Raw genomic sequence first — 21,078 nt, forward strand, 5'->3', positions numbered from 1 at the left:
TCCCGGCAGCTAAGCACGCTTAGCCCGGCATGCGTTCAAGATCGGCAATCAATCCCGGCCCTGTGGGCTGCCATCCCAGTTGCGCCCGAGTAAGCCTGCCTGAGGCGGACATATCCTGCGCAACGAAATGACTCAGCCAGCCAAAATGATCGGTAGCTTCAGCGGCTGAAAGGGATATGACCGGCAGGTTGAGGATCCGCCCGAGGGCGTCGGCAAGCACGCGCAGCGTAATGCCTTCTTCGGCGACAGCATGATAACGGCTTCCTGGTCTGTTTTTTTCCAGCGCCAGCCTGTAGAGGCAAACCGTATCGTCAAGATGCACTGCTGACCAGCGGTTTTGGCCTTCATCAATAAAAGCGGAAACGCCTGTCTGTCTCGCCACCTCAATCAGCGACGTAACCAGGCCCTGTTTCAACGGATTATGTACCTGAGATAACCGCACAACGGAAACGTTGACCCCTTTTTCCAGTGCCACTATTGCGGCCAGCTCGGATGCCCGGCGCGGATTAGGATGAAGCGGGTTGAAATAGTCTTCTACGGCAGGTTTTCCCTGCCCCGGCGAGCCCAGTCCCACCGCCGAGGTGATGATTAAGGGCCGTGCGCTTCCTGCCAGTGCCGTGGCCATCGCGGCGATTGCCTGCCGATCGGCTTCACAGTTTGTCAGAAACGTCGAAAAATCATGGTTAAAGGCGGTATGAATCACCCCCTCGCAGCTTGCCGCGCCCCGTTGCAAACTATTATGATCGTTAATATCCCCCCAAAAGGGCTCGACGCCTGCTTTGCTGAGCCTGTCGACACCCTGCTGATGTCGGGTCAGTCCGACCACCTCATGCCCTGCCGCGATCAGATCGGCCGCAATCGCCGACCCGATAAAACCCGTTGCTCCTGTAAGAAATAACCGCATGTCTGTTCGTCCTCGTGTCAGCCTTCGCAACCGTGGTTGTCTACTTTACGGTGGAGAAGGAATGCGCTCTATGTGATAACGTCGCTTTTTTATGTCTGACCGTCTGGGATGATCATGGACCCGCTTTCACAGCTCTTAGCCCTGCTTGAACCACAACGTTACGTTTCCGGTGGTGTGATACTGACGCCGGAGATGTCGGTACAATGGCCCGCTCATGATGGCGTGAAGTGCTATGCCGTCGTAGCGGGTGCCTGCTGGCTGACCGTTGACGGTGTTGCGGAACCCTTGCGCCTTAACGCCGGCGAGTGCTATCTGCTCCCGCCAGGCGCACCTTTCAGGCTGGCCACAAACCCGGACGCGCAGACTGTCGATTTCCAGACGGTGCGGTCTGAGATGGTTGCCGTGACAGCGGCAAAGCTTGATGAAACCTCCGCCTGTTTACTGGTAGGCGGGCATTTCCTGCTGACCGGACGGCCCGCACAGATGCTGTTAGGTACGCTGCCGCCAGTGGTGCATATCCGGCGCAGCGCAGACAGAGCCGCCATGCAATGGGCGCTGGAAAGAATGTCACAGGAAGTCCGTGAAGCGCAGCCCGGCAGCGTTTTCATCGTGCAACAGCTGGCATTTATGCTGCTCATTCAGGCGTTACGGCTGTATGCAAATGACCCGCAGCAGTCAGGCTGGCTTGCGGCTCTGAAGGATAAAAAGCTGGGCGCGGCGCTGGCCTGCATGCACCAGCACCCCGAACACAAGTGGACGCTGGCGGAACTGGCAGCCAGGGTGGGAATGTCACGCGCGGTTTTTGCTGAACGATTTAAGCAAACGGTGGGCATCGCGCCCGTCGACTATCTCACGCAATGGCGCATGCATCTTGCCTGCGACCAGTTAAAAAAAGGGAATGGCGGGCTTACCGCGATTGCTGCCGGTCTGGGCTATGAATCTGAGAGCGCCTTTGCAAAAGCCTTCAAGCGTGTCATCGGTGTTTCACCAGGCAAGTTCAGTAAAGAAAACGCCTGATCGGGCGGCCCGAAACCAGGGATGATGGCGGGCTTCAGGGGGATATGGCTGCGCGGGGCTGAAAATCCCTGCGTGAGTACGGTAGCGCTTGCTGCGGGCCTGTACAACGCTCATGAAAGAGGCTCATTAACCTGAATAAATATCACCGCTTTTCCCGCAACATGAGAAACCTTCACATGAGCCGTTTTCATGAGGAGACGGAAACCGGGATATTGGCAGGCCTTACGCCACAAGGGTTCAGGGCGCATTGCATCACGGCACACTCTGTCCGTTTGTCTCCATTACGCGTATGGCAGAGGCTTTACCTCTGTCGACCATGAAGATGGCTCATGTTGTGTTGAAATTAAGTCGCTTTCCCTTCCTCCGCGGCTCTGGCATAAAATATGCTTTATTGACAAACACACAACGTGAAAGCGGTTAAACGAAAAACCAGAATGCAGGCCAGTCTGGATAACTAACAGCCACAGACCGTTTTTCACATCAGAACGCAGGGTGCATCACGATGAAAAAAGAATTCACATTTACGATTAAGAGCAGTGTTTTCGATGAGAATTACAACCCGTCTGAAAATACGCGCATCACCACCAATTTTGCTAACCTGGCGCGCGGGACAAACCGTCAGGAAAACCTGCGCAATGCCTTAACGATGATTGATAATCGCTTCAACTCGCTGGCGCACTGGGATAATCCAAAGGCCGATCGTTATGGTGTGGAACTTGAAATTATCTCGGTTGAGTTAAATATCGAAAACGAGACGCAACGCGGCGCGTTTCCTGTAATTGAAATTCTGAAAACCCATATCGTCGATAAAAAAACTCAGCAGCGTATTGAAGGTATTGTTGGCAATAACTTCTCCTCTTACGTGCGCGATTATGATTTCAGCGTGCTGCTGTCTGAGCACAATAAAAACAACACCGGCTTCAGCGCACCTGCTAACTTTGGCGATTTGCACGGCAATATTTTCAAGTGCTTCGTGAACTCTTCGGCCTTTAAAGAGAACTTTAAAAAACAGCCGGTCATTTGCCTGAGCGTGTCCAGCAAAAACGTTTATACCCGCACAGGAAACCGTCATCCGGTACTGGGTATTGAATACCAGCAGGATGCCTATTCCCTGACTGACCAGTATTTCCACAAGATGGGCCTGACGGCGCGCTATTTCATGCCGGAAAACAGTGTTGCCCCGTTGGCGTTTTATTTCTCGGGTGACCTGTTGAGTGATTACACCAATCTTGAGCTGATCAGCACCATTAGTACGATGGAGACGTTCCAGAAAATTTATCGTCCTGAGATTTACAATGCTAATTCACCGGCTGGCCAGTGTTATCAGCCAAGCCTGAACCATCTGGACTATTCATTAACGCGCATTGTTTACGATCGCGAAGAGCGTAGCCTGTTAGCGGTAGAACAAGGGAAATTTACCGAAGAGAAATTCATTAAACCTTATAAAGCCGTTCTTGAAGAGTGGTCTGCCAGTTACGCGCTTTGATTAACCGAAATACAAGGTCACCTATTATGAAAACGTTGTTACCTACCTCAACCGCAGGCAGTTTACCGAAGCCATCCTGGCTGGCTCAGCCTGAAACGCTGTGGTCGCCCTGGAAGCTGCAAGGCTCAGAACTGGCTGAAGGGAAAAAAGATGCGCTGCGTTTAATTCTGGACGATCAAATCCAGGCCGGTATTGATATCGTCAGCGACGGTGAACAAACGCGCCAGCACTTTGTGACGACATTTATTGAGCACCTGAATGGTGTTGATTTCGAGAAGCGCGAAATTGTCCGTATCCGTAATCGTTATGATGCCAGCGTACCGACGGTGATCAGCGCGGTTAGCCGTCAGAAACCCGTCTTTATTGACGATGCGAAATTCTTGCGTCAGCAGACTAAGCAACCGATCAAATGGGCGCTGCCGGGTCCGATGACCATGATTGATACGCTGTATGACGGCCATTACAAGAGTCGTGAGAAACTGGCCTGGGAATTTGCCAAAATTCTGAATCAGGAAGCCAAAGAGTTAGAAGCGATTGGCATCGACATTATTCAGTTTGATGAGCCCGCTTTTAACGTGTTCTTTGATGAAGTCAATGACTGGGGCATCGCCGCGCTGGAACGCGCTGTGGAAGGCCTGAAGTGCGAAACCGCTGTGCATATTTGCTACGGCTACGGTATCAAAGCCAATACCGACTGGAAGAAGACGCTGGGGACGGAATGGCGTCAATATGAAGAAGTCTTCCCGAAACTGCAAAAATCAAAAATCGATATCGTTTCGCTGGAATGTCAGAATTCGCGCGTGCCGATGGAGCTGATTGAGCTGATTCGGGGTAAAAAAGTCATGGTGGGTGCCATTGATGTAGCAACCAATACCATTGAAACGCCGGAAGAAGTGGCCGCGACGCTGCGTAAGGCGTTGCAGTTTGTGGATGCCGACAAACTCTATCCGTCAACCAACTGCGGTATGACGCCATTATCCCGTGAGGTGGCGCGTGGCAAGCTCCATGCCTTAAGCGCGGGCGCGGCTATTGTCCGTCAGGAGCTTTCAGCATAGTTCACGCGGGTAATCTGCAGCAGGTGAGCGCTTACGTGACTCGCCTGCCATCCCTGCCTTGTCGTTATCATCCCTTTGTGTAAGAACAGCCTGGCACTGACCGGGCTTTTTCGTGCGGGGGCCGCTGCCGTCTCTGATGAATTAGCGTGGGCATTGGTCATGCCTGCGGAAACGGTGGGATCATGGAGCAGTCCCTGCTCCGCTGTTCAGTCCCTTATAAGCCGGTATCAGGAGCCACGATGGCTGTTCTGGCCCCCTTTCTTACCGGCTTCTGAGGCTTTTTCACGATCGTTTTTGAAATTGCCGCCGCTGTTCTGGCCGCCTTTTTTACCGGCTTCAGAAGCTTTCTCTTTATCTTCCGCGAAATTACCTGATCCGCCACGATGTTCAGTCATAATATTTCCTCTTCAGGTTAAAGTTGTCTGCTTCTTTGCTTCACCATTTGCATGGCACTGTTAAGGTTATAACGCGCCTGTTAATCTGCAAGCGTGGCGGATAAAACATTCGCCGCTTTGTTTAGCGCTTTTAATACTGCCGCGCAACCGCAACGGAGGGCGGAAAATAAAAGCGAAAAACAACAAGATAATCACCATAAAACTCGCTTCTCTTGTTTAAATGCGACTGTTTTCATTCGTCAAAAAATTAACAAGAGGTTACATTTAGGCGTGTAGAACGGCAATTTTCAGGCAAAATAAATACTCAGCCTTAGGCTGACATCCCTTCACGGTTAAAAGACAATCTGTTTACGCACCACCACGTGCTCCCGCAGCATCCCACTCAACCTTTTGCCAGCCTCAGAAAACGACGCTACCGCGTCTGACGCCTGCCCTGTAATACCGTGCTCTGCCATTAAGCTTTACCTGTGGGCGTCGGCCACGTGTTAACGGCCTTATTGATCAGGGGCACACTAACGCTGTCTGGAAATAAAAGAGAGTGGTCTGTCGTCAGTAACAGGTAATGTATTTCAGTCATCCGTCAGCGGCAACAGCACGCGATCAGAAAAGCCACGCCGATTGTGAATATTCATTACTCATCGCGCTCTAAATAAAACCCTGCGCCTAAAAAAGGCTCCCCGCGCCTGTCGCGCGTGTGAATATACCGCTTTATTTTCTCGCCTGGCGGTTTAAAAAGACGACCTCCCGTTTCGTCGGTTAAAACATAACAGGACGCCCCCAACGCCAGCTATGAAAATAGTGGCATTCACTGACATCAAAAAATGCTATCGCGCCCTGTGTGTTGATAAGCGGATTGAGCGTTTCTGTTGGGTGAAAAAAGAAAATGGGATCGCTGCGTGGCAGCCTGAATATGTCGCCGTCAGGCCGACAGGCTACAAAACAGTTAAGATTCGTCTTAAAAAAATCGGGCAGTAAAGCTGTACATGGAATGAAACTTTCGTACAAATTTAATGCTAATAATCCTCATTTTCAAAGAGTAAAAAACCTTTCAAGACGAAGCGGCATTAAAAAAACCGTTTTTTATTTTTTTCCATTGTATTGTTTCGCATTGGAATTATCAGAAACCATCGACCAAAATGAGGCTTTCCACTGTTAATGATGAAATGAGAGAGGATAGACCCATGGTCAAATATCGTGGCGGCGCAGGAAATTTTGCAGCAAACCCCGAGAGAGCCTCTGAAGCGGGTCGGAAAGGCGGCAAAAACAGTAGCGGAAACTTCAGGAACAACCCCGAGCGTGCAGTAGAGGCGGGCCGTAAAGGGGGAAAAGTCAGCCGTCGTACGGGCTAGTTCCCTTTGCGATTTCGCCCGTCTGCCTTTGCCGCGCTGGCGAGCATCTCTTTATATCTCCACCGAAACGCGCAACGCCAGGAAGGCCGCTTATCTTCCTGGCGCTGGCGCACATCTGATTTTTATAAACAGGAGTTTTTATGTTGTCATCCGACACGCTTTGTGCGCTCACAGGCGCCTCCCTGACCAATGTACGACGCTGGCAACGGTATGGACTTGTTGCTGTAGATCCCGTGACAGACTACTGGACAGAAGCCCAGCTCGAAGAAATCCGCGAAGTCATGTCAGCCAATGCCCACGGCGCAACGGCGCAGGAAATACACGATGGCCGCAGGCAATCAGAGGGCGTAATGACGTATGGCTGGCCCGCCCGCCGTGGCGAAATCCTGACCAGCCTGGAGTTTGGTTCAGACAGGCAGTTGATCCGGGTTATCCGTAGCCTGAGTCGTGACTTTGCCGGTGACGATTTTGTCCGGTCTTTAATGCGTCCACTCTGCAGTTGGCTGCGCGAGGACCAGCGTCGTGGCGCTGCGCGCAGGCTTGCCCGCTTTGAACATGTCACGGAGCATCATCACGCCTGTGTGACTCGCGCAGCTTCTCGCTCGGCCAGCGTACCGCTGTTGCTTGAGATTGCAGGTGAAGTACAGAACACAGATGTGCTGCTTGAGGCCATCCGGTTAACGGCACAGGGCTTTAGTGTGGATGTCTGCGTGGACACCTCTGTGCCGCTGCCAGCTCATCAGCGTAAGTCTTACGATCACCATCTGATCTGGCAGGCCAGCCAAATCAGCGTTCAGTAGCCGGTTCGCGTTAATGCTGCCCTTCCCCTCTTCATTCCGCATACAGGTTAGCGTTTTCTCTGCACTCCGCGTGGCTGCGGTATGTTCTCCGGCGCTTTCCCTTGCGTTCTGACACCCCTTGCGTGCTGTTCTGGTGTGGATACGCGTGACCCCTGCCTTACAGTAAACGCACTCATTTGTCCTTCAATCCTGACGTTTTATGAAAGACCGTGGACTAACGCGGGCCATAGCATGGCGGTGATTGCGCCGGACAGGTTAGTTCCGGGCCGCCTTTTCCGGTTACGCATCCGCGGCGGTTCATGCCCCCAGTGATGCGCCCCATATAACTCAATGCCACTGGCGGCGCACAATGCGGCGGCGACGCGAGTCTGCGCCCGCTGCGTACCGCTTCTCTCAGAGGGCGCACACGTTCTGTGAATACCGGCTAACGACGCGTGGCAGAGCCGGCCAGTGCGCTTTCAGGCTGAACGCGTTCGAGCCTGACAGGGGTGCTTTTATAGGCCGGTATACCGCTTTTGGTATCATGGCTGTCCAGCGGTACCAGCACGTTCGCTTCCGGATAATAGGCTGCGACCGAACCATAGGCCATATCGTGCACCACGATGGTCAGCTTATCCATGCGCCTTGAGGTCGGGTTGCCGTCCGGGTCCAGGGCGATGACGTTGACCTGCTCGCCGACGCGTAACTGCCGTTTTTCGGCCTCATCCGGGTTGATAAACAGCACATCCCGGCGTCCTGTTACGCCCCGGTAGCGATCGTTCAGACCATAGAGCGTGGTATTGTATTGGTCGTGGCTGCGCAATGTCGTCAGCACCAGATCGTGGCAGGTCAGTGAGCGTGGATCTTCATTGATGCCCGCCATCACCAGGAACTGCGCTTTTCCTGATGGCGTGTGCCAGATGCGCTCGGATGCGCCATTGGGCAGGCGAAAACCACCCGGTTGTTGAATGCGCTGATTATAGTTTTCGAAGCCCGGAAACACCGCTTCAATGGCCTGGCGGATATTACTGTAATCACGCGTCATCTTGTCCCAGTCGACAACCGTATCAGGCAATGTGGCTTTCGCCAGGCTGGCCACCAGCAGCGGCTCTGACTTCAGGTGCGGCGAGGCGGGATCGAGCGTGCCTCGTGAAGCATGTACCATCGACATGGAATCCTCAACCGTGACACTTTGCGCACCCGAGGGTTGCTCATCCACCTCCGTGCGTCCCAGTACCGGAAAAAGATAACTGTGCTTTGCCATCAACAGATGTGAACGGTTCAACTTCGTCGCCATGTGCACCACCAAATCCAGATTGCGCATGGCAGGAAAGGTGACCTGTGGGTCAGACATGGCTTCAGCCAGGTTGCCGCCAAGGCACAGCAGCGCTTTAGCACTGCCGTCACGGATGGCGCGAATTGCCTCAACCGCGCCGTGACCGTGTTGTCTGGGCGGCGTAAAGCCAAACACCTTTTCCAGACTGTTCAGCAGGCTGTCAGACGGGATTTCGGTAATCCCAACCGTGCGATCACCCTGAACATTGGAGTGGCCGCGCAGCGGACAAATTCCGGCCCCCTTTTTGCCCATGTTGCCGCGCATCAGCAACAGATTCGCGATTTGCTGTACATTCTGTGTTCCGTACTGATGCTGTGTAATGCCCATGCCGTAGCAAATAATGGTGCGATCCGCCTCCGCATACAGCCGGGCAAGATGCTGAATCTCTTCACGCTCCATCCCTGAAACTTTCAGAATGTGCGCCCAACTGGTCGCCTCCAGATCGGCCTTCAGCGCCTCGAAGCCCTCAGTGTGTTCATGAATAAAGGCCTCATCCAGCACACCCGGTTCGCCCTGTTCTCTGGCCGTCGCATCCATAGCGATCAGGAATTTCATGATCCCTTTCAACATGGCCGCGTCACCGCCTACGCGCACTTTATAATAGGTTGACGCCAGCTCGGTTGAGCCCATCGACAGCATCTCGATCGGGCTTTGCGGTGAGGTAAACCGCTCCAGCCCGCGTTCGCGTAACGGATTAATCGCAACAATCGTCGCACCACGTTTTGACACCTCTCTGAGCGTGCCCAACATGCGCGGATGGTTGGTGCCCGGGTTATGACCAATACATAAGACAAGGTCGCAATGGTCAAAGTCATCCAGCTCGACGGTGCCTTTTCCTACGCCGATGGATTCCGGCAACCCCACACTGGTCGGTTCGTGGCACATGTTGGAACAGTCTGGGAAGTTATTGGTACCGTATTCGCGGGCAAACAACTGCCAGAGAAAAGCGGCTTCATTCGATGCGCGGCCAGAGGTATAAAACTCAACCATGTTCGGATCGCTATAGCTGCGTAGCCGCTCACCTATTTCACGAAAGGCCGTTTCCCATGCGATGGGCTGATAGGTATCGCTGGCCGCATCATATTTCATCGGATGGGTCAGCCTCCCTTCGCCTTCCAGATCCAACGCGCTGCGCGCCCACAAATCGCTGACCTTGTTAGCCGCGAAAAAATCGGGCGTGGCACGCTTACTGGTGGCTTCCCACGACACCGCTTTGGCCCCGTTTTCGCAAAACTCAAAAGAAGACGTATGCTGCGGATCAGGCCAGGCGCAGCCGGGGCAATCAAAACCCTGGGGCTGGTTCACCCTGAACAGGGCAATGACGTCCTGTTTCACCGCCATTTGTCCCCGAATCGCATCCGCTACAGCTTTTAATGCGCCCCAGCCACCCGCTGAGCCGCCATACGGTTTGACCCCAAAAGTACGATTCGTTTCTTTCATTTTTATCCCAACCTGTGTCAATGACTTTTGCTTAAGCCTGGTACAGGATTGGGAACACGCCTGTTAAGCAGGGCGCAAAGCCTGATTTAATTTTTGCAAAATGTTACCTCGCTGCGGTTAATTGCAGCCCATGCGCTTTTAGTGTCCCAACGGCGTTACCCGCCGTGTTTCGCTTAAAAGGCAGAATTTTAAATTACGCGTAAATAGCGAGTCGGCGTCACTTTTCATTTGCATAATCACGGGCAGGCAGCGTCCGCCAAATAGCGGGATAATGACGACGAAAATCATATCCACTCGCGTCGCGTGATATTCATTTATCCGTTCTGCTTATTTCTGGCTGGCCATTGACGCTTCTGGCGGTTTATATTTCTCCGGTGAGTCACGCCAACGGCCTGTTCGCTTACCCTTTCAGTTCTGACTTTACAGCAGCATCCTGTAGAGGTTCTTTTTTACTGGCGCCCCAGACATCATCATAGGCATAGCCGGTCAGCGCTTTGATCACCTCACGGGTTTCGGCATCACAGTCTTTAGGTGAACCGCCCAGCTTACGGCGTGCGACTTCTTTAATCAGCAATTTGTGGCTGCGCTGGGTCAGTTTGAACTGGAACGTCAGCCAGAAACTCACGGCCAGAAGCGCGCCTGTCACGCCTGCCATCAGCAGGACAATGGCGGTGATTGCGCTATCAGGCTGAGCGCCGTTCCCTTTGGCAAACCCGCTTTCCTGGAGCACCACGCCAATAGTAAAGATGGCAATCGCGACCGAACTTTTGCGCGTAAGCACCATGACCCCCGCGAAGATGCCTTCCCGGCGCTGACGGGTTACCATTTCATCAATATCGGGAATGAAGCTGTAAATATTCCACGGAATATAGTACAGCCCCGCGCGCGCTATCCCCATAAACAGGAAGGCGGCGCTAAATAACAGCACGGGTACATGCCACTGCCAGAGATAAACGGCATACAGAAAAAGCAGCACGACGGCAATAGATATATAAGAGAGTCTCAAGGCGTTAGAGGGCGTCATAGAAAATCTGCCCAGCAACAGCATAAATAAAAAGGTGCCGGGGATAGACATAAACATCATATTACTCAGAAGCAGCGAGGCTAATGAGGCATCCTGTTTTAACCCATAAATAACGAAATAGGTAAAAACGGCAAGAAACACATCCATCGCTGTGAACGAGCAGATATAAATGAGCAGGTGCTGACGAAACGCCCGAATTTTAAATGACGAGGCGAGATCCACAAACATGTGTTTCACATGCGAAAGAAAATGACGCGCGGGTGCCGGTGGCTTTTGAACCTCGTCTGCATCCTGAATATCTTTCGCTTCCCAGGTGGTATACCAGGTAATAAATACCGCGACGCAGTAAATCACTGAGAAAATCACCCCCGTGAGTGTATAGGTGATGGCGTTGTCTTTGCCCGTGTACGTCATGATGACGCCCGGTACCGAGACCGCAAGAAAACTTCCCAGCGAGGAAAACATCATCCGCACGCCGGAAAGGCGAGTGCGTTCACTGAAACGGTTGGTCATTTCTGACGACAGGGTTTCCCACGGCACCAGCACCATGGCAGATAACAATTCGATGGTGAGATAGGTGCCAAGATAATACCAGTAGCTCATATCCGTGACCCACAATGCGCCGTACAGCAGCATCAGAGGCGAGGAAATTAACAAGAAGAAACGACGACGGCCGAATTTGCGCCCGGCCCAGGTATGGCCGAAATTATCCGTGATATACCCCATGATCGGACTCAGTACGGAATCAATCACCCTGGCGATGGCGAAGATGGATCCGGCTTCCAGCACCGATAACCCGCAGTAGGTGGTATAAAAAAACAGTAACCAGGCACCTATCACTGCAAAGGCACCGCCCCCAAATAAGTCGGTAATGCCGTAGCCTGTTGCTACGCCATACCCGACGCGACGTTCAGTCGGTTTAACCATTTATCTGCTTCCTGTTCTGGTCGGTGTTATATAACGGCAAGCCAGTGCCTGCCGTCGCTGTTATCAACAGAATTGGAAAAGAATGGGCATGCGGGCTGACTACACCGCGTTAGCTAACATTTGGGCTTTGATACACAGTTCAGCCGCTTTAAACGCATGTTCCTGTGTCATGGCGTGCTCTGTGCGATGCAGACAGTCGGTGATCAACTGGCCAAAGAACGGGAAACCCACCGTGCCCGCCACGCTGTAGCGAAACTCACCGTCCTGATTCACCAGGTAAACCACATCCTGCTCGTCACGCGTGAGATCGGTATACTTGCGAATTTCGATGTAACCGTCGGTTCCGAGCAGCGTCATTCGCCCGTCGCCCCAGGTCGATAAGCCTTCCGGGGTGAACCAGTCACAGCGAAAATAGCCGGTTGCGCCATTTTCCCCTGCCAGCATCGCCTCGCCGAAATCTTCAAACTGCGGATGGTGCGGATGGTGAAAATTGCGCACCTGACTGGCAACCACTCGGGCCTGACCATTGCCGGTGTAATAGAGAAACTGCTCGATCTGGTGGCTGCCGATATCACACAAAATGCCGCCAAAGTAGCGACGTTGATAGAACCAGTCCGGACGACCGGTTCCTTCGCGATGCGGGCCCGTGCCCAGCGTTTGCACCACCCGACCAATCGCGCCCTGTTCCACTAACTGTCCCGCGAAAACCGCGCTCTCAACGTGCAGACGCTCGCTGTAGTACACCGCATATTTGCGGCCGGTTCTGGCGCACATGGCTTTGGCATCGTCCAGCTGTTCCAGGCTGGTGAGTGGGGCTTTATCGGTGAAGTAATCTTTCCCGGCCGCCATGACTTTCAGTCCCAGCGCACAGCGTTCCGAGGGAATGGCCGCCCCTGCCACCAGCCGCACCTGTGTGTCAGCGAGAATCGTCTCCAGGGAATCCGCCGCCTGAGCCTGCGGAAACTGTTGCAGGAACCTGTCGACTTTGGTCGCATCCGGGTCATAAACCCATTTCAGCGTCGCCCCGGCTTCAGTCAGGCCATTGCACATCGCATAGATATGCCCATGATCCAGCCCGGCGGCAGCGATAATAAACTCGCCTGGGTTTACAACCGGCTGGGGTTTACCTTTCGGCGCGTAGTTCATGCCATCCTTTTGATTCATGGTGTTGTCCTCACGCAAAGTTTTTGCCTAACGGGATCGCATCCTCATCCGCGAAATTTTCCACGGAGGCCTGTTTTTCATAAAAGTGCGGTGCGCTGGCAATCAGGCCACCGGTACGGTAGAAGGTGTCGTTGCTGGCAATCGGCAGCGTGACGGTGGTATGGGTTATAGCCGACTTGTAGATGGCGGTGATTAACGCCAGGGACTGCTTGCCCTGCTCACCGTCTACCAGCGGCGCACGCTGCTGCTCAATGGCCGAGAAAAAGTCATCCACCTGACCGGCATGCAGTGTCCATGTCAAGGACGGGATCTGCGCATACAACTGGTCCAGTTCGTTTTCCAGCGCGATGTGATGATCCTGTTCCGGAAAGCCGTTTTCCGCCGCCTGATAAGCAACGGGTTGCCAGGGCGCAGAGAGCCGCGCTTTCTCGCCCTGTAAAATGATTTTTTGATCTTCACCGTGATGCACCACCGAGGCCGTCAGCTGTGCCAGCGTGCCGTTCGGGTAACGGAAAATAGCGGCACTGAGATCTTCGACCTCCGCATTGTCATGGGCGACATTGCTCATCATGGCGACCACGTCCGTCGGTGCGCCGAGCATCCATTGCAGCGCATCGATGTGGTGCACAGCATGATTGAGCGTGCAGCCCCCACCTTCTTTTTCCCACGTCCCGCGCCACCACAGGTCGTAGTAGGCATGACCGCGCCACCACAATGAATCAACCTGGGCGTGACAAATCTTTCCTGCCAGGCCGGAATCCACGGCCGCTTTTAACCGCCAGAAGGCATCGGTAAAGCGGTTCTGCGCCACCACGGAGAGCACTTTGCCGCTGGCCTTTTGCGCCGCGATCATGGCATCGCACTCTTCAAGCGATGCCGCCATCGGCTTCTCGCACAGCACATGTTTGCCTGCCTGTAGCGCCGCTATCGTATTCTCGGCATGCACATAAGGCGGCGTGCAGACATCCACCACATCGATATCTGCGCCATCCGCCAGCATGGCGAGATGATCGCTGTACACGCGTACATCCTTCAGGCCGTAACGCTGCAATTTATCGCGGGCTTTGTCCGGGTACACATCCACTACCGCCACAATTTTGCCGCGTTCGGGAAACTGCAAAAACGCCTGAATATGTAAATTGGCAATATTACCCATACCTACTATCGCAATTTTTAACATGCCACTTCTCCGTCTTTGACCGTCGCTGTCGTCTTTGCGAGGAACATAGAAAAGCGGCTGTCGTGGGACAAACTGTTTTTGTGAGAATGTTCGCAGAGCGGCAAGGTAGTTTGTGAACAGCATGTAAAACCGCATTACTATCAAGCCACTACGGCTGCAAAAAATTGCAAAAATTGATTGGGACGGGGATCACACTATGGCGGGCAAGCTCAGGATGGACGAAATTTCGGCAAAAACCGGGTACTCTGTCAGTACCGTTTCGCGCGTACTGAGCGGCAAGGCCTATACCAGTGAAAAAGCCCGTAATGCGATTGTGCGCTGTGCACGTCAACTGGGTGTGTTGCACGACATGGTCAGCAGCCGCCTGTTAATTAACGGTCTGGTGGTCTTTGCGCCCGCCCGGACCTTTGCGCCGCGCGGCGATCACTTCTATCTGGAAGTGACGCGCGGGATTGCCGAAGCCTGTGCCAGCCATGATGTGCACATCAGTTACTGCCCACTGGAGGAACAGCGTGCCGATGTGAAACTGTTTCTGGAGAAGGCGGGCGCAAAAAGCAACGATGCGATCATCATCATCGGCACCGACGATCAGGCGATATTCAGCCTGGCAGCCTCGCTGAATAAACCCTGCGTCCTGATAAATTCCCGCGATAAAGACATGAAACTGGATGCGGTCTCCCCCGATCACCATGCGATTGGGTTCAGCGCCATGCAGCACCTGTTTGAGCAAGGGCACCGTCGGGTTTTGACCGTCACCTGTCTGCGCCGTGAAACGCTGTTTCTGCGGCTGGAAGGGATTAAAGACGCGTATCGCCATTTTCACCTGCCCTTTAGCGCGCAAAAGGACCTGATTGTGGTTGAAGCCTATTCTGAGCATGAAACCGAAGCCGCCCTGAATGGCTGGCTGGACGAACATCCGCGTGAGGAGTGGCCCGATGTGATAGTGCCGGTGGGCAAAGGGATTATTACCGGCGTTCAGACTGTGCTGGCGGCACGTTCCTTGCGTATTCCCGAAGATATCTCACTGATGACGACCGATCTGGCAAGTCAGCTGGCGGGCGCGGCCGGCAGGCCGGTGACAGGCTTTGCCGTCCCGTGTCGGGAGCTGGGCTACGAAGCCATCCAGCTTCTGCAGAACCGTCTGAACCGGCCCCATGCGCCCGTGTATAATCTGCTGTTGCAGGCAAAACTGATCGACCACGGCACGGTCGCCAATGCCACTCGCCATGCGGCGCGGGAGGAAATACGGGACGATCAGACACCGGCCTGAACAGAGGGATGCGGGTTTGCAGCAGGCAAGTCATCTGTTGCAGGCCCCGCTCAACGCTAGCATTTGTGATTAGCCGGCTGACACGGGCACAATAGGCGTGAATTCTCACCGAGCCCACAAGGCAAACTGTGCAAAACAGCCTGCCTTTCCTGCCCACATAGCTGAATACAGGCTTCCCTCTTCACCTCATCGTGCTTTGTAAACCGGTTTGCATCGTAGACCTGCCCTGCCGACGCTCTTGCCGGTTCGGCATCCTGACCTCCCCGCCGGACAGTTATCACGCCTGACCCGATCTTCTGGTTCGTTGCTGCGCATGTCAGTTGCCGTGATCGCCTCCCGTTTGCGCTATACAGGTGCCTTCACGATTTCGCCTGCAAACGTGCCAGCATACGTTGCCTGTTGACATAAATAATGGCGCAGAGCAGGAGGCTCAGCATGGCCGTGCTTATAAATACGCCCGGCCCGGTCATGGCCAGCATCACACCACCCAGTAGCGGCCCGGCAGCAATACCGAGCGTTGACAATGTTGAGGCGCCCAGGTAGGCACCTCGATGTTCTGCGGGTGCCAACTGGTCGAGTAAAATATTCAGGTTCGGCATCAGAATCGCTTCGCCTGCACTAAACAACACGGTGACAGACAGCCAAAGCCAACTATCCGCTGTTCGCAGGGAGAAAAAACACAGCTGTGAGAAAAAGAAAATCACTGCACCCAACAGAATTCGCTGAGGTAAATGCATCCTCGCCATAATGCGGACCAGAAAGGTTTGAAATACCAGCACGGTCGAGGCATTCGTGACCAGTATTAACGTCACCAGCTTTACAGCCGCGTCGCTGTTCAGTAACAGAAGGTACTGGGGCAGTACCGCTTCAAAATGAATAAAAACGATACTGCACAATGTGCTGCACAAAAGCCCGGCCACAAAAATTTTATCTCTGATAATAATTCCCATAACCTGATGAAGTCTAACAGCGGAAACCTTGTCGGCCGGCGGCGTGTTCACCGGTTTACCCGCCGGGATAAACAGGAGCACGTAGATAAAAAAAGGGAAATAGCTCAGGCCGGTTATCAGAAATGTGCCTTTCTGAGACGTCAGGCCAAAAGCAATGCCCACCAGGGGGCCCAACACCGCAGCGACGTTGACCAGGTAGTAGCGCACTTGCAAAGCCAGTGCGCGGCGGCGACGATCGCCCAGTAAATCACTCATTAACGCACGCAAAGGCGGATCGACCCACGCAAAGCAAACGCCGATAATCATCAGGCCGGTAATAAACAGACCGACTCCCGTCGCCTGCGCCAGAAGGATATAGCCGACTGCCGAAAATCCACAGCCCATCAGCAGAATAATCCGTCGTCCTAACCTGTCCGAAATCTGGCCGCCATACATGCCCAGCCCCACGGATACCAGCGCACTACTGGTCATCGCGCAACCGATGGCAACAGGCGACATGTGGTAGTTCTGTGTCATGATCATTGCGATAAATGGCCAGGCCATAAAATAGCTGAACCGAATAATCAGGGTAAAAATGAGCAGCGCGTGAACTGTCGCCGGAAAGGTTTTTAACGTCTTAAATACACCGGGCTCTACCCTGATTTCAGCGGCGGGCTTTGTTGTCATACGTCACCTTATGATGGGTCTGTTGCACACTGAAGCGTCAGAGAAGCGCACGGCTTGTCAATTAGTAATATAAGTATTCCTCACACGATGCAATATAAAATCACGCTAACTCTTTGATTCACAGGCTTATGACGTATTCAACCCTCGCCACAGGATAATGTAATGAAAAGCCTGTTAATGATTTATAACGTCAGGCGTTAATCCTGAAACAAACACCAAGACCGCCAGGGGCGCAGGCGAGAAACAAGGCGATATTGCGCATCGTTGGAAAATTACGCCTGATTCTCACGTCAGCCTGAATGCGCAGGATGGGTTTTACCCACTTTTTAAAGTTCGCCATCCCATCAATGTAAGGCGGCCATTTTTTCTCCTAACGCAGCGGTTTTTAACTGTTTCCTTACTAAAAGGGACGCCGCGCAGAGATAGCCGTTTTTTTATCCGTACATCATGCAGGCCCGGACGCTGCCTGAAATCAGACACTGTCTTGTCAGTGGTTACCCGACAAAGACCCACTCGATTGTGAATAGCAGGGATTATGTGCTCCGGGAAGAAGTCGGGATCGCCGTCGTTCAGGTGATAAGGCCGGTTATACCAGATAACAGGGAACGGCTTACAGGTCGTCATACAGCGGGTCGGTTTCAGAGGAAATGGAGACAGGTCTGCCCGCACCAGGTGTTGCTGCCAGCAGAAAGCTTTAACAGGTTGCATGAAGCGAACAGCGCTACAGGCTGGCTGTTTCACCACGTGCTTGTGTTTTCAGACCGGAAAGAACGGGCCCTGTTTAGCATAATATGGCACCCCTCAGGCTGGTGATAACAAGGCGCTAAGCGCGCCCCGAATACCCTTATTGCGGTAGTGCATGCGCAAAGAATTTAACCCCATCAGGCCAGGCGCCCCGATGGCCTGAAAAGGCGGCAGCGGCGTGACCGATCGTCATATTTCGGCTGCCTGCCTGGGTGATATCCGGACCGTCAGCGCGTAATCTTGCCAGCGAGATACGTGACGGCCTGACAACCGCGATATGACCCGGTCTGTGCTGATCGGGGCTTTCATAGGCGACCACCACCAGCATGCCTTTATTCGCCAGCTGCTGAGCGTGCCACGCATCGCTGACCCTGATCCAGCCTGACTGACGCCCTTCACTACTGTCAAACCAGCGCGTTTGTGCGCTCGCCAGGAAAATCTGGCTGTGCTGAGGCGGCCTGAGCATATAGACGCCCAGGCGTGCGCCTACCGCTGCCGCAAACGCGCTGCAGTGCGTATGATTACCGGGACCAGAATAGGTATCCGGTCTGTCAGGCTTGCCCGTTTCCCAGTTGACGTGATGATGATTCAGCCATAAATGCTCCACGTCCGCATGGTCAAGCACGGCAAGAATCTTTTGCGCGTTGGGCGTGAGCGCGCCGCAACAGGGCGCATCCTGCGGCGGCACGGACTGGACGTTGCCAGCCGGAACCGGGCTGGCGACAGCCGACAGGGACGGGAAGAGAAAAGCCGCACTCGCAAAGACGGCCAACGCATATCTGCTCAGTGATGGTTTCATAGTGACCTGACTGTATAGAATTAAGGTTCGGCATTGAAAGGGCTTCTTCAGGAAGCGCACGCGCGCGACCCTTCGCCCGCCATTCCGTGCGGTGAAGCGCCGGACCCATCGCGCCTGCCTGCACCTTCACTTTACGCCTCTGCCACATCTTCAGGGTTGGGTTTCTGCATGACGAATTGAGCTCTGCCTTCCGGGTTTCCCGCCTGAAGCGGCGAACAGCCTGCGTGTTTCTGTCATCGCACGCCCGGTCGTGGCGTGCCTCGGTGACGTGACACGTCAGGCGGATTTCAACTTACTCCGGCAGGTGGTTTTTTTGCAAGGGTCACGTTCTGTAAGAACCGCAAGGTCACCACGGAGAATCTGTGGTGACCCCTGCCCGTTCAGAGCCTGCGCCCGTTTTCAGCAGCACAGGCGTTTGTGTTGATTTTCAAAAACTCTGCCAGTTGGTCTCCGCTGCAGCGGGAACAATATTGCTGACAGGGCGCATCATGGCGGGCGGAGCTATCGCGCTTTTCACTTCCTTAAGCGCGTCAGGTCCTGCACGCTGGATAACAAACGCAGCAACCAGGCGGTTTAATGCTGAGGCCTGCTCCATTAATGAACGCGACGCAGAGGATGCTTCTTCCACCAGGGCCGCATTTTGCTGCGTCACATCATCCATTTGATTGACGGCCAGATGGACCTGGCTAATTCCCTGAGACTGTTCCTGGGCGGCGACAGAGATTTCATCGACCAAATCGGTAACCTGCCGGACGGCATCGTTCATTTTGTGCATATTTGTACCCACCCCTTCAGCCTGTACCGCACCGGCTTCCACAAAGCCCATTGACGATTCAATCAGCGCTTTAATCTCGCGGGCTGATGATGACGAACGCTGCGCCAGGTTGCGCACCTCGCCAGCCACGACCGCAAAACCACGGCCCTGCTCACCTGCCCGTGCGGCTTCGACCGCCGCATTCAGGGCAAGGATATTGGTCTGAAAGGCAATCCCCTCAATGAGAGAAATAATGTCGGTAATTTTGGCCGAGCTTTCGCGTATATCGCCCATCGTCGTCAGCATTGTTTTCACCCGATCTGCGCTGTCTTCTGAAATCTCGCGCGCATTTTTCGCTAACTGGCTGGCCAGTCGGGTATTTTCTGCCGTCTGACGCACCGTTTCACTCAGCTCTGACATACTGGCAGCCGTTTGCTCAAGTGATGCCGCCTGCTCTTCAGTCCTTGCCGATAAATCCTCGTTACCCGCTGACATTTGCGATGACGCTGTACTGACAGACTGCGCGGCACTTTCCACAGCGTTCAGTGACAGCGACACAGTCTGAATCAGATGATTAAACGCTTTTGCCGTCAGGCCGATTTCATCAGAGCGTGTGTCATCTGCTTTGAGAGTGAGATCGAGGTTTTCGCTGGCCTGCTCCATCGTCAGGCGCATGGCATTCAGCTGGCGGCGAATGGCTAAAATTGTCTTAACGGTAAAAAACCCCAGCAGCAAAATAGCGGCGGCTGAGCCGGTGATCAGGGTTAACAGTGTATGGTGATAGGTTCTGTCGTTTTCTCTGCTGAGCGCATTGGCGAGATCGGTATTAAGCTGAAGTTGCTGCTGATAATTCGCAATGAGCTGTCGGGCTTCGGCACCAATCCCTATTGTCCCCTGCAACATTCCCAGAGACACAGCATCATTCTGAGCACGTGAGGCGGCCAGAAAGGCTGGCAGGTCGCGTTCTATTTTATTAATCATCGTAAACGCCTTTTCCGTCATTTGCCTGTCTTGCTCGTTGGACGTGTCCTCTGCAAGGTAGTGCTGATTAAGCGCACGAATATGTTTGATTGTGTCGTTGACTTCTTTTTCGATGACAGCCTGCCTGGCCAGGTCAGTCACGCTCTGATGATGATAAAGGGCGATGATGACGGCATTACTGCCTTCAATCATCTTTGAAATACCGGTGATTGACGGGACCGTATTTTCGTTAACGTATTTGAAGCGGGTCTGAAACCCTTGCGACACGCTGACAGATACGACAACCATAGCGACCAGCGCTGCGGAAAGCAGCGAAAACGTGAATAAAAGACGCTGAGTTATAGTCATTGTTTTTACCTGGTAAAAGAGAAAAGAAATACGTCTGATATGATTCAGAAAAGAGGCGACATACAGACAGTCAAATAAAATATCGGCGCCATAAAAAAATAATCAAACAGAGTTCCCGCTCTGTTTACACGCCATTTATACATGCCTCCCTCCTGAAAAAACAACTCACTGAAAGGCCTCAGTTATTTTTGCAACGCTGTTTTCTAAAAATTTAATGCCGCGCATTTAAAACGTAATAACACCACTTTTTCTGTGCCTGACGTTAAGCCCCCGCCTTTATCATTCATTTTTCCTGTTAAAAGGGAAAAACCATCAAGAAAATTAAAGCAGTATTTTAAATGACATATTTAAATATTTTTTCTTTACGCGGGAGCGCTGTTCTGTAAGGGGGGGAATCCTGCATCGCGTCCTCACATTGCAGAGCGGCGTCCTGCTGCTTTCTGATGCGACAGCCAGCCTCACTACACGAAACGCCATAAAAATACTGTTAAAACAAACAATTATGGCAAA

General features: G+C 53.3%; 15 protein-coding genes. 6 read left to right on the plus strand and 9 right to left on the minus strand.

Annotated elements, in window-relative coordinates; all coding sequences use genetic code 11:
• Positions 1-19: 19 nt before the first annotated feature.
• Positions 20-904: an SDR family oxidoreductase gene (locus C7433_RS02390; protein ID WP_058709177.1), complete on the minus strand. Its 885-nt coding sequence runs from the start codon at positions 902-904 to the stop codon at positions 20-22.
• Between the two features lie 114 nt (positions 905-1,018).
• Between C7433_RS02390 and C7433_RS02395 the strand changes: the two genes are divergently transcribed.
• From C7433_RS02395 to C7433_RS02405, 3 genes are all read left to right on the plus strand, one after another.
• On the plus strand, positions 1,019-1,921 hold the full coding sequence (locus C7433_RS02395) for an AraC family transcriptional regulator (protein WP_110267544.1): 903 nt from the start codon (positions 1,019-1,021) through the stop codon (positions 1,919-1,921).
• 502 nt (positions 1,922-2,423) lie between these two features.
• Complete coding sequence (locus C7433_RS02400; protein ID WP_033741287.1) at positions 2,424-3,407, plus strand: DUF1852 domain-containing protein; 984 nt, start codon at positions 2,424-2,426, stop codon at positions 3,405-3,407.
• A 26-nt stretch (positions 3,408-3,433) separates the two neighbouring features.
• Entirely contained in the window at positions 3,434-4,462 is a 1,029-nt protein-coding gene (locus C7433_RS02405; RefSeq protein ID WP_039340472.1) for a methionine synthase, read from the plus strand.
• Positions 4,463-4,689: 227 nt separating this feature from the next.
• Here the strand turns inward: C7433_RS02405 and C7433_RS02410 are convergent, their stop codons facing one another.
• A complete protein-coding gene (locus C7433_RS02410; RefSeq protein ID WP_006119054.1) occupies positions 4,690-4,857 on the minus strand; it encodes a general stress protein in 168 nt (55 codons plus the stop codon).
• 1,181 nt (positions 4,858-6,038) lie between these two features.
• On the opposite strand from C7433_RS02410, the gene C7433_RS02420 reads away from it, so the two are divergent.
• Together C7433_RS02420 and C7433_RS02425 are read left to right on the plus strand one after the other, a co-directional pair.
• Positions 6,039-6,206, plus strand: coding sequence for a general stress protein (locus C7433_RS02420; protein WP_006119050.1), 168 nt, complete (start codon positions 6,039-6,041; stop codon positions 6,204-6,206).
• Between the two features lie 140 nt (positions 6,207-6,346).
• Positions 6,347-7,006: a hypothetical protein gene (locus C7433_RS02425; protein WP_110267546.1), complete on the plus strand. Its 660-nt coding sequence runs from the start codon at positions 6,347-6,349 to the stop codon at positions 7,004-7,006.
• A 424-nt stretch (positions 7,007-7,430) separates the two neighbouring features.
• Here the strand turns inward: C7433_RS02425 and C7433_RS02430 are convergent, their stop codons facing one another.
• The 4 genes from C7433_RS02430 to C7433_RS02445 all read right to left on the minus strand — a co-directional run bounded on the left by C7433_RS02430 (position 7,431) and on the right by C7433_RS02445 (position 14,056).
• Positions 7,431-9,761 carry an FdhF/YdeP family oxidoreductase gene (locus C7433_RS02430; RefSeq protein WP_110267547.1) on the minus strand — a complete coding sequence of 777 codons (2,331 nt, stop codon included), beginning with the start codon at positions 9,759-9,761 and terminating at the stop codon, positions 7,431-7,433.
• Between the two features lie 400 nt (positions 9,762-10,161).
• Positions 10,162-11,712 carry an MFS transporter gene (locus C7433_RS02435; protein WP_058709181.1) on the minus strand — a complete coding sequence of 517 codons (1,551 nt, stop codon included), beginning with the start codon at positions 11,710-11,712 and terminating at the stop codon, positions 10,162-10,164.
• Positions 11,713-11,811: 99 nt separating this feature from the next.
• Positions 11,812-12,876, minus strand: coding sequence for a Gfo/Idh/MocA family protein (locus C7433_RS02440; RefSeq protein WP_110267548.1), 1,065 nt, complete (start codon positions 12,874-12,876; stop codon positions 11,812-11,814).
• A gap of 10 nt (positions 12,877-12,886) precedes the next feature.
• Positions 12,887-14,056 carry a Gfo/Idh/MocA family protein gene (locus tag C7433_RS02445; protein ID WP_054687784.1) on the minus strand — a complete coding sequence of 390 codons (1,170 nt, stop codon included), beginning with the start codon at positions 14,054-14,056 and terminating at the stop codon, positions 12,887-12,889.
• A 196-nt stretch (positions 14,057-14,252) separates the two neighbouring features.
• Between C7433_RS02445 and C7433_RS02450 the strand changes: the two genes are divergently transcribed.
• Positions 14,253-15,326: a LacI family DNA-binding transcriptional regulator gene (locus tag C7433_RS02450; RefSeq protein ID WP_033741281.1), complete on the plus strand. Its 1,074-nt coding sequence runs from the start codon at positions 14,253-14,255 to the stop codon at positions 15,324-15,326.
• A 359-nt stretch (positions 15,327-15,685) separates the two neighbouring features.
• On the opposite strand, the gene C7433_RS02455 is transcribed toward C7433_RS02450, so the two are convergent.
• The 3 genes from C7433_RS02455 to C7433_RS02465 all read right to left on the minus strand — a co-directional run bounded on the left by C7433_RS02455 (position 15,686) and on the right by C7433_RS02465 (position 20,568).
• Positions 15,686-16,942 carry an MFS transporter gene (locus C7433_RS02455; protein ID WP_006119040.1) on the minus strand — a complete coding sequence of 419 codons (1,257 nt, stop codon included), beginning with the start codon at positions 16,940-16,942 and terminating at the stop codon, positions 15,686-15,688.
• Positions 16,943-17,786: 844 nt separating this feature from the next.
• Entirely contained in the window at positions 17,787-18,485 is a 699-nt protein-coding gene (locus C7433_RS02460) for a hypothetical protein (protein WP_110267549.1), read from the minus strand.
• A gap of 427 nt (positions 18,486-18,912) precedes the next feature.
• Positions 18,913-20,568 (minus strand): methyl-accepting chemotaxis protein, encoded by a 1,656-nt coding sequence (locus C7433_RS02465; RefSeq protein ID WP_110267550.1) that lies wholly within the window; start codon positions 20,566-20,568, stop codon positions 18,913-18,915.
• Between the last annotated feature and the right edge of the window lie 510 nt (positions 20,569-21,078).

The sequence above is a fragment of the Pantoea sp. PNA 03-3 genome (assembly GCF_003201175.1).
GTDB classification, from domain to species: domain Bacteria; phylum Pseudomonadota; class Gammaproteobacteria; order Enterobacterales; family Enterobacteriaceae; genus Pantoea; species Pantoea stewartii.